General features: G+C 60.8%; 13 protein-coding genes. 7 read left to right on the plus strand and 6 right to left on the minus strand.

Annotated elements, in window-relative coordinates; genetic code table 11:
• Window positions 1–49: 49 nt before the first annotated feature.
• Window positions 50–508, plus strand: a complete 459-nt coding sequence (locus tag ACGK9R_RS12700; protein WP_394581785.1) for a very short patch repair endonuclease — start codon at window positions 50–52, stop codon at window positions 506–508.
• A gap of 170 nt (window positions 509–678) precedes the next feature.
• The gene (locus ACGK9R_RS12705; protein ID WP_394581786.1) at window positions 679–951 is read left to right on the plus strand and encodes a hypothetical protein; all 273 of its coding nucleotides are present in this window, start codon (window positions 679–681) and stop codon (window positions 949–951) included.
• Window positions 952–1,034: 83 nt separating this feature from the next.
• Here ACGK9R_RS12705 and luxS read toward each other — a convergent pair whose 3' ends face one another.
• The 6 genes from luxS to ACGK9R_RS12735 all read right to left on the minus strand — a co-directional run bounded on the left by luxS (window position 1,035) and on the right by ACGK9R_RS12735 (window position 7,302).
• Window positions 1,035–1,565: an S-ribosylhomocysteine lyase gene (gene luxS / locus ACGK9R_RS12710; protein WP_394581787.1), complete on the minus strand. Its 531-nt coding sequence runs from the start codon at window positions 1,563–1,565 to the stop codon at window positions 1,035–1,037.
• Between the two features lie 348 nt (window positions 1,566–1,913).
• Window positions 1,914–2,066, minus strand: a complete 153-nt coding sequence (locus tag ACGK9R_RS12715) for a metallothionein (protein ID WP_394581788.1) — start codon at window positions 2,064–2,066, stop codon at window positions 1,914–1,916.
• A gap of 795 nt (window positions 2,067–2,861) precedes the next feature.
• Complete coding sequence (locus tag ACGK9R_RS12720; protein ID WP_394581790.1) at window positions 2,862–3,077, minus strand: hypothetical protein; 216 nt, start codon at window positions 3,075–3,077, stop codon at window positions 2,862–2,864.
• 333 nt (window positions 3,078–3,410) lie between these two features.
• Window positions 3,411–4,865 (minus strand): SLC13 family permease, encoded by a 1,455-nt coding sequence (locus tag ACGK9R_RS12725; protein WP_394581792.1) that lies wholly within the window; start codon window positions 4,863–4,865, stop codon window positions 3,411–3,413.
• Window positions 4,866–5,071: 206 nt separating this feature from the next.
• Window positions 5,072–6,331 (minus strand): M20/M25/M40 family metallo-hydrolase, encoded by a 1,260-nt coding sequence (locus ACGK9R_RS12730; protein WP_394581794.1) that lies wholly within the window; start codon window positions 6,329–6,331, stop codon window positions 5,072–5,074.
• 50 nt (window positions 6,332–6,381) lie between these two features.
• Complete coding sequence (locus ACGK9R_RS12735) at window positions 6,382–7,302, minus strand: LysR family transcriptional regulator (protein WP_394581796.1); 921 nt, start codon at window positions 7,300–7,302, stop codon at window positions 6,382–6,384.
• Between the two features lie 149 nt (window positions 7,303–7,451).
• Here ACGK9R_RS12735 and ACGK9R_RS12740 point away from each other — a divergent pair, with 149 nt between their 5' ends.
• The 5 genes from ACGK9R_RS12740 to ACGK9R_RS12760 all read left to right on the plus strand — a co-directional run bounded on the left by ACGK9R_RS12740 (window position 7,452) and on the right by ACGK9R_RS12760 (window position 14,464).
• Window positions 7,452–9,476, plus strand: coding sequence for a 3-hydroxybutyrate oligomer hydrolase family protein (locus ACGK9R_RS12740; RefSeq protein ID WP_394581798.1), 2,025 nt, complete (start codon window positions 7,452–7,454; stop codon window positions 9,474–9,476).
• A 346-nt stretch (window positions 9,477–9,822) separates the two neighbouring features.
• Window positions 9,823–10,788 (plus strand): TAXI family TRAP transporter solute-binding subunit, encoded by a 966-nt coding sequence (locus tag ACGK9R_RS12745; RefSeq protein ID WP_394581800.1) that lies wholly within the window; start codon window positions 9,823–9,825, stop codon window positions 10,786–10,788.
• A gap of 22 nt (window positions 10,789–10,810) precedes the next feature.
• Window positions 10,811–12,715: a TRAP transporter permease gene (locus ACGK9R_RS12750; protein WP_394581803.1), complete on the plus strand. Its 1,905-nt coding sequence runs from the start codon at window positions 10,811–10,813 to the stop codon at window positions 12,713–12,715.
• Entirely contained in the window at window positions 12,712–14,127 is a 1,416-nt protein-coding gene (locus ACGK9R_RS12755) for an acyclic terpene utilization AtuA family protein (protein ID WP_394581805.1), read from the plus strand. The genes ACGK9R_RS12750 and ACGK9R_RS12755 overlap by 4 nt, the downstream gene beginning before the upstream one ends.
• A complete protein-coding gene (locus tag ACGK9R_RS12760) occupies window positions 14,114–14,464 on the plus strand; it encodes a hypothetical protein (RefSeq protein ID WP_394581806.1) in 351 nt (116 codons plus the stop codon). The genes ACGK9R_RS12755 and ACGK9R_RS12760 overlap by 14 nt, the downstream gene beginning before the upstream one ends.
• The last annotated feature ends 53 nt before the right edge of the window (window positions 14,465–14,517 follow it).

Here is a 14,517-nt window from a genome sequence, read left to right on the forward strand (position 1 = left end):
GGCGGTGGGGCGTGCTACTCTTCAAGCATCTCTCCCGCCGGGTAGCCGCATGACGGACATCGTCGACCCTTCTACGCGCTCGAAAATGATGGCCTCCATCAAGGGCAAGAACACTGCGCCCGAGCGCTTCGTTCAAACCGAACTCGAAAAGCGCCATCTCTCGTTCGAGGCCCACGCGGCGTCGCTTCCCGGTAAGCCCGATCTGGTGCTGCCGCTCTATCAGGTGGCGCTGTTCGTCAACGGCTGCTTCTGGCACCGCCACGCGGGCTGTTTCTACGCCACGACCCCGGCGAGTCAGAAAGCGTTCTGGCAAGACAAGTTGGGGGAAAACGTGGCGCGCGATGCGCGAAAGCGCGCCGAGCTCGAGGCGTTGGGATGGCGGGTCATCAAAGTGTGGGAGTGCGGCGTCAAGCACTGCCCGGATCAGTTCGATGAAGTGATCGACGCCATCGAAGGCGAAATCGCCCTGTCCGAATGGCCGGAAACGCCGCCGCGGGTGCGCGAGTGACCGTCTGGCGGCGATCGTCTCTTTACATAAATTAAAGCGCTTGTCCGTGGTCTGCTAATGACCGCTTTGCTCCCGCGAAATCGCGCATCTTTGCTACCCTGAAAGGGCCGCCGGCGCCAGGCCGGCGGCTTTACGGAGCAACGACACTCATTGGATGACCGAGGTAACACATGGCAGACTTTCAGCGCATTAATCTGAGCCTGGACCACTACAGCTGGGACGACATCCCGAGCAACGACCCGCGCGTAAGCGGCGAGCCGGAAGAAGCCACCTCGTTCGACCCGAAGCAGGGCAATGAAGTACTTTACATGCTCAACACGGTACTCTCTGCCTCGGCGCCGATCACCGCGCTGCACAAGGGCGAGGAGCTGATCCGCGACGAGCTGCCCACCGATACGCGGGATCAGTTCGCGGTCAAGAAGTGGCTCGACGCGCATCTTTGAGGCCTTCGCCTTTCAAACCTTGAGCGCACAAGCAAAAGCCCCGCCATGAACGGCGGGGCTTTTTAATGACCACAACCTAAAATTCAGGCGTGGTTGACGTCGTTACCCAAGGCGGCCAGACGGTCGGCGCTCAGAGCGATATCGTCGTTCTTGTTTACGCCGATGCCTTGGTCGATGATGGTTTGAGCGATGCTCTTCGCGTCATCGAGTGAGTGCATCACGTAGGTGCCGCACTGGTACTCGTTGAGCTCGGGAATCTCATCCATGCGGTTGAGTTTCAGCACGTCGTGCATGGATGCAAGCCATGCATCGCTTACTTCTTTTTCCGACGGACTACCCAACAAACTCATGTAAAAGCCGGTACGGCAGCCCATAGGGGAGATATCGATGATCTCCACGCGCTCGCCGTTCAAGTGGTTGCGCATGAAACCGGCAAACAGGTGTTCCAACGTGTGAATGCCTTTCTCGCCCATCATCGCTTCGTTGGGTTTGTTGAAGCGCAGGTCGAACACGGTGATGGTATCGCCAGAGGGCGAGGTCATGGTCTTCGCTACGCGGACCGCCGGGGCGTTCATGATCGTATGATCGACGGTAAAACTATCGAGTAGGGGCATGGGGGCTCCTTGAAGTCATCGGTGAAAAAAGGCATGAGCGGCGAGACACTAGCCGACACGAATGCCCGGCAAAGTCAGGCATTCGAGAGGGCGTCAGCAGCGTGAGCGCTAATTAAAAGGGTAGTGCGCCGCTAAAGCCAATGCCCAGTACGGCAATGATGACAATGATAACAACGATGGCAGTAGTCGATGGCATTTTCTTTCCCTGATCCGTGGGTTAACTCTGAAAGTCTAGTGCACGCCATCGTATTACGCACGGCTGGTAACAAGGTGCGTGTAGGCAAAAAAATGCCCGGCCGCATGAACGGCCGGGCATGTTGTCTCGCTAGCGTTTGAGCGATGGCTACATTAGCCGCACTTGCAGTTGTGGCCGCAGTCGGTAGTACCGTCGGTGTGGCCGATTGCACAGGATTGTGAGCAGAAACGCTGGCCGTTTTTCTCGATCGAGTCGGCGTTCACGGCGCAATCACATTTGGGGCATGCACACTGTTGGTCAGACATGATCTACCTCCTTTAGTGGACACCGTTAGCCTAGTTGGAAGGGGGAGTGTTATGTAATTGCTATTTGTCCATTATTTACGCAGCCCGGGGCGCTCGTACGGTACCGGTTGGAAACATCGGTGATGCCAGCGATTTTCTTGAGAATGGTTTGCTGAGCGTGAAAGATGGATACGAAAAAGCACCCTGTGAAAGGGTGCTTTTTCGTTGCCTCTGCTGGCCTTCCGTGTGTTTTGCCTGCTCTTCCTGAGCTTCTCATTTCCTTGAGACGTAGCGCTCAACCCTGAGTCTTGATCGTCCATGAACACTGTGTACTCATCCTGAGTACGTTCACTCCTTGAATGATTTCGTTCTTCCTGAACGAGCGATCCTTCGCGAAGCGGTTTCCTTACCGCGAACACTACAGACTATAGAGCAGCTCCAATCCATGTACAAGATAAAATTGTATTTTTGTTGTACCTGCCTAGTACCGAAATGATTCTGGTAGAGGAAAAGGCCATGTTGTCCAGGATTGAGGCCGAATTTCTACAGTAAGCTGCTCCAGGTCAATAAAGAGAGTCGATTTTGGTATTGGTTAACCCAGGATAAGTCGTTTGGGCTTCAAAGGGTCCACTGTGTGCGCACTGCTCAGGGAAGGAGCCAGAAGGAGAGGTGAACAGGTAGGTTCGCACTCACAGGGATGCATGAACGGGACCCTCATGGTGAAGGATCACGGAAGAGACGACGAAGCCCCGGCCGGCAACGGCTGGGGCTTTTTTGTGTTAGCTACGTTTTAGACCCGCTACCAAAGCGAGCACATCAGCTTGCGCGGTGATGGTAAAGCGAGCTGAGCTGACCAAGGGGCGTGCTCATGGCGGTATGGCAGCAAAGACAGCGCAGCGTCACGCTATCCTTGCTCGTGCCTTCCAGACGGAAATGCTTCAGGTAGGTGGTGGTGGCGGTTTCCGCGTTGCCGCAGTGGCGGCACATTACGTCCAACCCGGTGACGGTGTGGCTGATCATGATTTCACGCACGTTAACCTCCAGCTGTTATCGATGGCGCTATTGAAATGGAAGGTTTGCGCAGAGAAGGCTCAATTCCCTTGGCCCTTGATGCCTTTTAAGCATAAGTGGCGCGTACGGATTTCGCCATTGACATGGGTTAAAGACCGACTCGTGACGTTGGTCATACGGGTGTCACACTCGACGTGTAGGGTGATGACGAGCACCAGGAGGGTGTAAAGAGAGCGGGCAGGACGCCGATGCAATCAGAAAGGTGCGAAGGGAGATCGCAAAGGATGTCAGGGAGGAAATGCTCGTACTGATACTCGGCCCGCAGGCCGGGTATTTTTTTGGCCGCTTTTTACCTCACAGCGGTGAGGGCAGCAGCAGCGGCACGATGAAGTAGACGAACACCGTGATCACCAGGGCGCTGACCAGGTTCATGGCAAAGCCCGCCTTGGCCATCTGCTTGATCGAGATGCGCCCGCTCGAGAACACCGCGGCGTTGGGCGGCGTCGAGATCGGCATCATGAAGGCGCAGGTAGTGGCCAGTGCCACCGCGATCATCAGCCCCAGCGGATTACCGGTGGTGATCGCCGAGGCCAGGCCGGCGGTAATCGGAATCGCCATGTTGGCCGTGGCGGTGTTGGAGATGATCTCGGTGAGAAAGAGCATCAACAGCACCATGAACAGCAGCAGCCAGAAGTAGCTCACCCCGTCGAGCAGCTGAAGCTGTTCACTGATCCAGCCGGTCAGGTCGCTGGCGCTGAACGCCGCCGCCAGCGACATGCCGCCACCCCATAAAATGAAAAGCCCCCAGGGCAGGTGCTTCATGTCATCCCAGATCAAGAGGCTGCGCTTTTCGCTATGCGCGGGAATGATGAACAGCGATACCGCCGCGATCACCGCGATCAGCGTATCGTTGATCGGCAGCTCGAAAAACGGCGCCAGCCAGCCGCGCAGCGCCCAGGCGAGTGCGGTAAGCACGAACACGCCGAGCACGCGCTTCTCGTCGCGGGTGATCGGGCCGAGTGCTTTAAGCTCCTGAGCGACGAAGTTCACTTCCAAACGCGTGTTGGGCACTTTCGAGTAGACGCGGGTCAGGTAGGCGTAGAGAAAGGCCAACAGCAGAAGGGTCAGCGGCAGCGCAAAGATCATCCACTGCAGAAAGCTGATCTCGACATCGAAGAACTGCGGAATCATCGCCACTACGATGGCGTTGGGCACCGAGCCGATGATGGTGGCAAGCCCGCCAATCGAGGAGGCGTAAGCCACGGTTAGAAGCAGCGTGCGGGCGAAGGCGTCGCGCTGGTTCTTCTCGAACTGGTCGCGCTCGTCGAGCTCACTCAGCAGCGCCACGGCGATGGGCAGCATCATCAGCGCCGTCGCCGCGTTGGAGATCCACATGGAGAGAAACGCCGAGGCGATCATCACCCCCAGCACGATGCTGCGCAGGCTGTTGCCAATGCGGTTGACGATGGAGAGCGCAATGCGCCGATGCAGATTCCAGCGCTCGATGGCGATCGCCAGAATGAAGCCGCCCATGTACATGTAGATGACCGGGTTGGCGTAGCCCACGACCGCCTCGTCCATGCTCATCACGCCGGTCAACGGCAGTAGAATCATGGGTAGAAACGAGGTGACTGGAATCGGCACCGGCTCGGTGACCCACCATACCGCCATCCATACCGTCAGCGCCAGCACGATGCGCGGTATCGGATCGATCAGCGTAGCGGGCATGGCGAACTGAAGAAGGACGAACAATAACGGCCCCGCCAGCAGCGGCACCCACCGGCGCCACTGGTCGGTTAATGAACTCATGCTTGACTCCCGGACAAAAAAGAACAGATCGCTTGGCGATAGCGTTGGCGGCTGGATGCTACCACTTACGTCTATAAAACGTTGGTCTAAGACCTAAGACTTTAGTCGTGTGCGTCGAGGAGGGGCGTGTAAAACAGGGGGAGGCGAGCCGCGATAGGTGATCAGGCGGGCAGGAAAAACCCCCGGCGTGGCCGGGGGTGGGGAAGCTATTTATCGTCGCTTTTTTCGTCGTCGGGTTTGTCGCTACCCCGATGATCCAGGGCACTGGCCTGATCCAGACGCGGGTGGTGGTCGTAGAACAGGTTGTCGATGTCGTCGACCTCGTCGAGCAGCTTGATCGCCTCGACCAGCACGTGGATCGCGGCGAGCACGTCCTGGGTGTTGCCGGTTTCCGAAATGGTGTGCATGTTACGCGTCGGAAAGCCCAGCGAGGTCGCGGCGCTGTCGATCGAGGCGAGCACGCCCGCCATGCCGTCGGTACCGGTGTCCACGCCGACGATGTCGCGCTGCATGGGGATGTCCTTTTGGCGCGCGGTTTCGGCGATGATGCGGTTGAGCTGTTCGCTCGCGATCGAGCCGACGGAGAGCGTGAAGCCCTTGCCCATTTCCAGCGTCTGCATGCGCTTGTCGCCGATGCCGGGGGCGGCCACGTAGTCGTGGTTGACGTCGATGCCGATCAGCGCGTCGGGTTTCAAATCACCTGCCAGCACGCGGCTGCCAAAGCGCCCGATCTCCTCGTAGCTTGCGATGGCGAACAGCACGCGCACGTTGCTGGTACCGCCGGCCTCGGCCACCAGGCGCGCCACTTCCGCGGTGACAAAGCAGCCCAGGCCGTTGTCGAGATACGCCCCGTAGAAGGTGTCGGGGCTGAAGCCTTTCTTGATCGGGCGGTTGAAGATGATCGAATCCCCCGGGCGCACGCCCAGGTTGAGCACCTGCTGCTTCTTGTTTTCGCCGTGAATCTGCAGATCCAGGTAGATCTGCTCTTTCTTGATGCCTTTTTCGCCGCTTCTAACGCCAGGATCGGAGAAGTGAATCGCGCCGAGCGCCTCGATGGTGCCGCCTTCCAGGCGGCGGTAGCTGCCCGGCGCCTCCGGGTCCTCGCTGAACAGGATCACCTCGTGACCGATCAGCACCGTCGGCAAAAACGAGTCGGTGTTGATCCAGATCTTGCCGTCCTCGCCGATCGAGCGCACTTGCATGCGGATCTTGTCGGCATGGCCCACCAGCATGATCTTGAACATGTCGTCCTGACCGGGGTGGGTGTCCAGCACCACGCCGGCGTTGCCACGATACTGATGCAGCTTCCAGCTCTCCGGAGCGAAGCTCTCGAAGTAGGGCTTGAGCACGCCGTAGGTCATGGCGCCTTCAAGGCCCACCGGGCTGGGGGCGGCAATGATATTGCGCATCAAATCGAACTGCGCCTCGGGCATCGGCTGCGTCCAGGGTTTGGCGCTCTCGCTCATAAAAACTCTCCATGTTGACTCGTGAGTAGGCTATCCAGTTTGGCATAAATCTAGTGAAAGCGTGTGTCGCTCGCCTGCCATGAATCGTCATCACCGGCGTGAATCAGTTCGAACAGCGTGCGGGCCGCGCTGGAAAGAGGGTGGCGTCGACTCACAACGATGCCGAGCTCGCGCGGAAGATCCGGGCTGATCAGCGGCCGATGATCGATGCCGGCGGCGGCGATCTGACGAAAACTCAGCGCGGGAAGCACGCTGATACCGAGCCCAGCCGCCACCATGCGACCTACCGTAGCGATCTGACTGGCATCGCACAGAATATCGAGCGTGACGCCGACGCTCGCCATCGTGCGGTCGATATCCTGACGCGAGCTCGACAAGCGGTTGATGCCGATGAATGGATGATCGCCCAGTTGTGCCCACTCTATGTGCGTTTGCAGTCCGAACACGTGGCCCTCGGGAAAAACCGCCACATAGCGATCGACCCAGATGGGCTCGAAGCTCAGATCGTCTGTCTGCTGAGGATCGACGGAAAGACCGAAATCGGCCCGTCCCTCGCGCACCATCTGGTTGATCTGCTCGGCCAGCACGTCGTGCAGGCTCAGGTTGATGCGTGGGTAGGTTTCGTGGAAGCACTTGAACACGTCCGGCAAAACGCCCGCGGCCAATGTGGGAAGGGCGGCGACCGCTACCTTGCCGCGTTGCTTGGAGAACTGTTCACCGAGATCCTCGAAAGCCTCGTTCCAGTCGCTGAGAAGGCGCAGCGCAACGGGCAAAAATGCTTCGCCTTCCGGCGTCAAGGTGAGCTGGCGACTGGTGCGGGCAAACAGCGCCCCGCCCACGCTCTCCTCGAGCCTTTTCAGCGCAATGGAAATGGCGGGCTGTGAGAGGTGAACGCGCTCGCTGGCCTCGGCGAAGCTGCGCGATTGGGCCACTGCCACGAACACTTTAAGCTGCTTGATACTTGTATTCATTTAAAAATTAAAACACAGGTTAGAAACTATTCAATACACAAAAGGGCGCAGCGTGGATAGGGTTGATGAAGGGTCTAAAAAGCCATGATCTTCTTGCCGGTCAACAGCACGCCCGTCTCGATCGACACAACAATAATGAGGTGACACATTTGAGAACCGATGATCTACAGGCGTTTGGTCTGAAAACGCTGAGTGCTTGCCTGCTGATTCCACTGATCGGCGTCAGCGGCCAGGTTCTGGGTGACGAAATGGATAAGCCCGCTTGGCTGACAGTGGTCAGCGAGCGTGCCTACGACGGCCTGGAAAACGACCTTGCAACCGCTGGTATCGGTGTCGATGCGATGCGCGCCGGTGAAGCACCGGGGTATGTCGATCCCCTGCGCCCGAGCGTCGAAGAGCTGCGACGCAACGCCTTGTTCACACGTGCCACCGCCGGCTTTGGTGAGCGCTACGGGCCTAATGTCGATGCAGCCAGCGGCGAACGCTCGCATACGGGCATCGCGGGCACGGAGCTGATCGCACTGGCCAGCAGTGACGAGGACAACGTCTCGCTGCTGCTCCAGATACCCGACGATTTCGATTGGCAGTCTCCCTGTGTGCTGGCCGTTCCGGTGGCCGGCTCCTCTAGCCTCTTCAGCGATATTGCTACTATCGGCTACTGGGGATTGCAGAAAAACTGCGCCGTGACCTATACCGACAAAGGGTTGGGCAACGGCTTTCACGATCTCGAGCGCGATACGGTGACGCGCTTCGACGGCGTGCGTCAGCCGGCGGCGCAGGCGTCATCGGCGTCGCTGTTCACGGCGGATCTCGACGCTGAACAGCGCCAGCGCTTTCTTGACGAGTACCCCCACCGTATTGCCTTCAAGCACGCCCACTCGCAGCAGAACCCTGACGCCCGCTGGGGAGAAAGCGTTCTGCGCTCGATCGACTTCGCCTTCTATCAACTCAATCTCACTCGTCCAGCGGACACAACGTCGTTGGATAGCGCCAACACGCTCGTCATGGTGACCGGCAATTCTAACGGCGGCGGCGCGGCACTCTATGCCGGAGAAGCCGACACGGCTGGCTTGATCGATGGGATCGTGGCCGCCCAGCCCCAGGTGCAGTTGACACCCGACGAGCGGGTCACGGTGACGCGCGGTGATCGAACCCGGCGCGGCGCCGGGCGATCGCTGATGGATTACTTCACCCAAGCGATTCTCTATCAGCCCTGTGCCGCCGTGGCGACGCCCGACGCGCCCATGCGTGACCGTATCGATCGCGCCGAGCAGCGCTGCGTCAGTCTGAAAGCGCGTGGGTTACTGGAGGCCGACAGTCTGAAAGCCCAGGGCGAGGAGTCGCTTCAGAGGCTTCGCGACTACGGCTGGGAGCCCGAGTCGGACTTGCTGCACGCCTCGCACTACGCGATCGCGCCCACGGCCACGGCGGTCAAGTATGCAAGCTCCCACGGCCGCTTCGGTGTCGAGGAGCGCCTGTGCGGATACAGCTTCGCCTCGGTCGATGAGCAGGGCCATCCGCAGCCGGCCCCCGAGGCAGAGCTGGCCGTCATTTTCGCCACCGCCCCGGGCGGCGCGCCAGCGGGGTCGATCGATATCGTCAATGACCGGAACCCGGGCGGGCCGCGCAAGGATAGCTTGTCGGCCTCACCAGAGAGTGGGCGTGAGGATTACAATCTGGACGGGGCGATGTGCTTGCGCGAGCTGGTCACCGGTGACTCGCAGAATGCGCGCCGCGTGCAGGCCGGAATGGCCGAGGTACAAGGAGATGCCAACCTGCACGGTGTGAGCACGATCATCCTGCACGGGCGCGCGGATGCGCGTGTCCCCGTCGGTTTCACATCGCGCCCGTATCTGGCCCTCAACTCGCTCAACGATGCCGCCCCGGCGCTTCACTACTACGAGCTGACCAACGTGGAGCACTTCGGCGCCCGCTTTCCAGGCTTTAGCGATCATTTCGTGCCGATCCAGCCTTACCATATCGAGGCGCTGGAGTTGATGTACCGGCACCTGCGCGAAGGGGAGGCGCTTCCCCTAAGCCAGGTCGTACGCGCGGCACCGGCTCGAGAGCCCGATGAAACGCTACGCGGTGCGCACCTGCCTTCGATCGCTCTGAACCCGCGCGAGGCGGATATCGTCCGCGTCGATCAGGGGCGTGTGGTGGTGCCCGACTAGCTGGCGCAGCCATGAACATCCGTCATCCCACTTCGTACACTGGGAGATCAGCGCCGCGCCTTCAAAGGCGCGGCGCTGTCGTTCACGAACCTGGTCTTTAGTTGATATCAACGCAATCCAGCAGAATTGAACGGTGATGCTTTATCGCAAAAATTCTGCGATATCAGTATCTAAGCAAGGTCGTGAAAATGTTTTAATAAATAAAACAAAATTTAAAAACAATTTAATATACAAAATTAAGGCTGTCTTTCATCTTGGGGTATCGCTTAAAAAGCGTTGCAGTATAGGTACTTATACTTTCGTCTCACAACAAGAACGCCCTTGTCGTCATGGGCCAGGAGCCAACATGAAAACGCTACTCACCGCCGTCGCCGCCAGTACTGCCCTTATGGCAGCCGTCACCAGCAGCGCCAACGAGCGCCTGCTGATCGGGTCCACCTCCAGTTCGTCGAGTCACTACAGCTATTTCGTCGCCGTCAATCAGATCATCAACAATCAGGTCGAAGGCATCAGCTCGTCGGTGGCGGAAACCGGCGCGGCGGTGGATAACCTTCGCCGCCTTGGGCGCCACCAGATCGACATGGGCCTGGTGACGACTAATATCGGCTACCACGCTTACGCTGGCGAGCAGGAGTTCGAAGGGCGTCCGGTAGATAGCCGTCTGCTGTGGGTCTATACCGTCGCGCCGCAGAACGCCGTGATGCGTGAAGATGCTGGCGTCACCTCTTTCGCGGAGCTGGACGGCGTGCGTTTCAACCCGGGGATCACCGGCTCCGCCACGGAGCAGACCACCGAAGCGGTCATGGAGACGCTAGGCATCGCGCCCGACTACGTACGCGGCTCGACCACCGATATCGTTGACTCGATGAAGGATGGCCGCGTCATGGGCTCGGTTAAGTCCGGCGTGGGCAATCGCCTCGACGGCTCCACCATGGATATCGCCACGTTCACGCCGATCAGCGTGCTGTCGCTCGATGGCGAGCAGGCTCAAACTCTGCGCGATGAAATGCCCGATATCGCTATCGTCGACGTACCGGAAGGTGCCGCCGACGGTATTCCCGCCTACACCACCTGGGCGTTCGGCGTCGCCGTTCACGCAAGCCCGGACATGAGCGAAGAGACCGCCTACGACATCGTCAAGGCGATCATGGAAAATCCGGAGCCGCAGGTGAACGCTTTCTCCGCCATGGACGGCGCGGATATCGCCCAGATGACCCTCGAAGTGGGGACGGTACCGCTGCACGCCGGCGCCGCCCGCTACTTCGAAGAGCAGGGGCTCGAGATTCCCGAGGCGCTCCAGCCGGTCCAGTAGTCGTTGAATGAGGAAGAACGTCATGCGTGATCTACTCGTCAAAGGGCTGGCGCTGACGCTCGGTGGCCTGATCCTTTTCACCTCCGCCACGGGGCCCTTCGAGAGCTTGATTCAGCGGAGTATCTTCCTGGCGCTGGTGATTCTGCTAGGGCTTGCCGTCTACCCGCTGGGCGACGGTAAGCGCTGGCGCCCGATCGGTATCGCCATCGATGCGGTGCTGGCGGTGGGCGTGGTGATCGCCTGCGGCTACGTGGCGCTCAATCACGAACGAATCCTGGTCGAGCTACCCTGGGCCACACCGCGGGACATGGCGCTGACCGGGGTGCTGCTGGTCGCTATTCTGGAGCTTTCCCGCCGGGCAATTGGCTGGATCTTTCCGCTGCTGGTGGTGGTCGGCCTCGCCTACGCCTGGTTCGGCTCGATGATTCCCGGGCCGCTGGGGCATCGCGGGTTCGATCTTTACTACATGACCGAAACGATCTACCTGGGCGATCTGGGCGTCTGGGGCATGCTGGTGGGCGTCGCCGCCACCACCATTGCCGCGTTCGTACTGTTTGGCTGTCTGCTGCTGCACACCGGTGGCGGTAACACCTTCATGGACTTGGCGCTACGCATCAGCGGGCGATCGCCGGGCGGCGCGGCCAAGGTGGCGACCGTTGCCTCCGGGCTTTTCGGCATGGTCAGCGGCAGCGCTGTGGCCAACGTGGCCACCACCGGCAATTTCACCATTCCCATGATGAAACGGCTGAACTACCCGCGACCCTTCGCGGCGGGTGTGGAAGCGGTGGCATCCACCGGCGGACAGATCGCGCCGCCGATTCTGGGTGCTGCGGCCTTCATCATGGCCGAGATCATCGGCGAGAGTTACCTGCGTATCGCTTTGGCGGCGCTGCTGCCGGCAGTACTTTTCTATCTGGGCGTGTTTTTGACGATCCATCTGGTGGCCAAGCGCCGCGAGCTCAAGGTGGTGCCCGAGGACGAGCTGCCGCCCTGGGCGGAAATTCGCCGGCCCGAGCGGATCATCCCGATTCTGGCTGCGCTCGGCGGGCTCTTCTACGGGGTGCTGAGCGGGCGCTCGATTCAGATGTCGGCGTTCTACGGCATCCTGATGACGGTGCTGACCTTCGTGCCCTTTGCGCTGATCGCGCGCATGCCGCTCAGAGAAATCGTCGGCAAGCTCGTGGGCGGGCTGGTCGATGCGGGCAAGGGCATGGTCATCATCGGCGTACTGTTGGCCGGCGCACAGATTCTGGTTGCCATGATCGGCATGACCGGGATCGGCGTGACGCTGGCGAGTCTCATCGTCAACGTGGGCGGCGAGTCGCTGTTTCTCGTGGCACTGATCGTCGGTGGGGTCTGCCTGATCCTCGGCATGGGCATTCCCACCACCGCAGCCTACGTGCTGGTCGCCTCGGTGCTGGCGCCGGCGCTGACCACCATCGGCGTCGAGCCGCTCATCGCGCACCTGTTCGTGTTCTATTTCGCTACACTTTCGGTGATCACGCCGCCGGTCTGCATCGCGGTCTTCGTCGCCTCGGGCATCGCCGGCACCAACTGGCTGCCCTCGGCGGTGGAAGCGGTACGCCTGGCCGCCGCGATCTACGTCATCCCGTTTCTGCTTCTGATCTATCCGGCGCTGGCGGGCTTTGGCTCGGTCTGGGATATCGTGCTGGCAAGCTCTCAGGGCATCGTGTTTGTCGTCGCCTTCGCCGCCCTCATGTCGCGCGCCATGATGACCGGCTACCGCGCGGTGGATGCGCTGGCTCTGGTGCTGGTGATTGGCCTGGCGCTCACTCCCGGGTGGCTGACCACCCTTAGCGCGCTGGTGATCATTTTGGGGCTTTTCTGGCGTCGTCGCCAGCTGCTCGATCGCGAAGCAGCCCCGATCACGCCCGCGCCCCAATCTTTAAAGGAGCACACCTCATGAGCTTTCTACTGGGCAGCGGTGCGGGGTTCTCCGGCGATCGTACCGACGCAGCCGAGGCGGTCGTGGCCGAACTCATCCGCCGTCGAAAACCGGCCGCCCTGGCCTTCGAAACGCTGGGTGAGCGCACGCTCGCCGCCGCGCACCGCGCCCTGCGCGAAGACCCGGCGCAGGGGTTCGAGCCGCTGATCGAAGAATTTTTGCCGCCGGTGCTGCGCGACTGCGTCGACCACGGTATCACCATTCTGGGCAATTTCGGCGCCGCCAACCCGGAGGGCGCCTGTGCGCTGGTCAAAAAGCTTGCAGAGGATGTGGGATGTCCGGATATCGCCATCGCCCAGGTGCACGGCGACGACATTCGCGACCGGCTACGCTCACTCGATCTCACGCCCTGGGAGGCGGAACGCCAGGCGCTGCCCGACGACAGCGCGCTCATTTCGGCCAACGTCTACCTTGGTGCCAAGGCGCTGGTCGAAGCGCTCGCGCTCGAGGCCGATATCGTCGTCACCGGACGCGTCGCCGACCCCGCGCTCTTTCTGGCGCCATTGATGCATCATTTCCAGTGGCGCTGGGATGATTGGGACCGGCTCGCCTGCGGCATGATGGCCGGGCACCTGGCCGAGTGCGGCGCCCAGGTCAGCGGCGGCTATTTCGCCGACCCGGGGGTCAAGGACGTGCCGGGTTTGGCCACCGTCGGCTACCCCATCATCGAGGTGGAAGAGGACGGGCGTCTCCTGGTGACCAAACCCGAAGGTAGCGGCGGGCTCGTCACCGAGCAGACCGTCAAGGAGCAACTTCTTTACGAGGTCCACGACCCGGCCAACTATTTGACGCCGGACGTGGTGGTCGATTTATCCAACGCGACCGTGCGCCAGCTCGGCCCGGATTGCGTGGAGGTGAGCGGCATTCGCGGCAAGCCGGCGCCTGCGCGTTTGAAGACCACCGTGTGCTACGACGGCGGCTGGCAGAGCGAGGCGGAGATCTCCTATGCCGGGCCCAACGCGCTGGAGCGCGCGCGGCTCGCTGCCCGGGTGCTGCGCGAGCGGCTGGCGTTTCGTGCCCCGGTCAAGCTTCGTACGCGCTTCGACATTATCGGCCTTGCGAGCGTGTTCGACAGCGACGATGGCGAGCTTGGGCGTTTGGCAGCGCCAGCCAATCCCGACGGCGACTACCGTCTGCGCTTGGCCGCCGAGCACCCGGAGCGGCGCTGGGTGGCGCGCGCAACCCAGGAGCTGCTGGCGCTTTACTGCGCAGGACCGGCAGGCGGGGGCGGCGTGCGGCGGCAGTTCCAGCGGCGGGTGTTTACCGCCTCTTACCTGGTGCACCGCGACGACGTTCACGACTACGCTCGTTTGTTCGACGCCCGCTCGCCAAACGCCCAGGATCAGAGAGTAATTTCCCATGCTGCAGACTGATACATCGCTTCAGGCGCGCGCCACGAAGACGACGCCGCTTCATCAGCTGGCTCACGCCAGAGCCGGGGACAAAGGCGACCGGCTCAACATCGCGCTGTTCGCTTATCAGCCGGAGGATTACGACCTGCTCGTAAGTGAACTCGACGAGGCGCGGGTGCTGGCGCTTTTCCAGCATCGCGGCGCCAGCCGCGTTCGCCGCTACCTGCTGCCTCACTTGGGCGGCATGAATTTCGTCATCGACGACGTGCTCCAGGGCGGGGTCAACGGCGCGCTCAATCTGGACGGCCACGGCAAGACGCTCTCCTTTCTGCTGCTCGGCGTGAATATCAGGCGCTGACTCGACTTAGGTGGTCATGACGGCTGGCGGCGAACGCCTTATCATGCGTTGAT

The sequence above is a fragment of the Halomonas sp. HNIBRBA4712 genome, assembly GCF_043558675.1.
Taxonomy (GTDB): domain Bacteria; phylum Pseudomonadota; class Gammaproteobacteria; order Pseudomonadales; family Halomonadaceae; genus Vreelandella.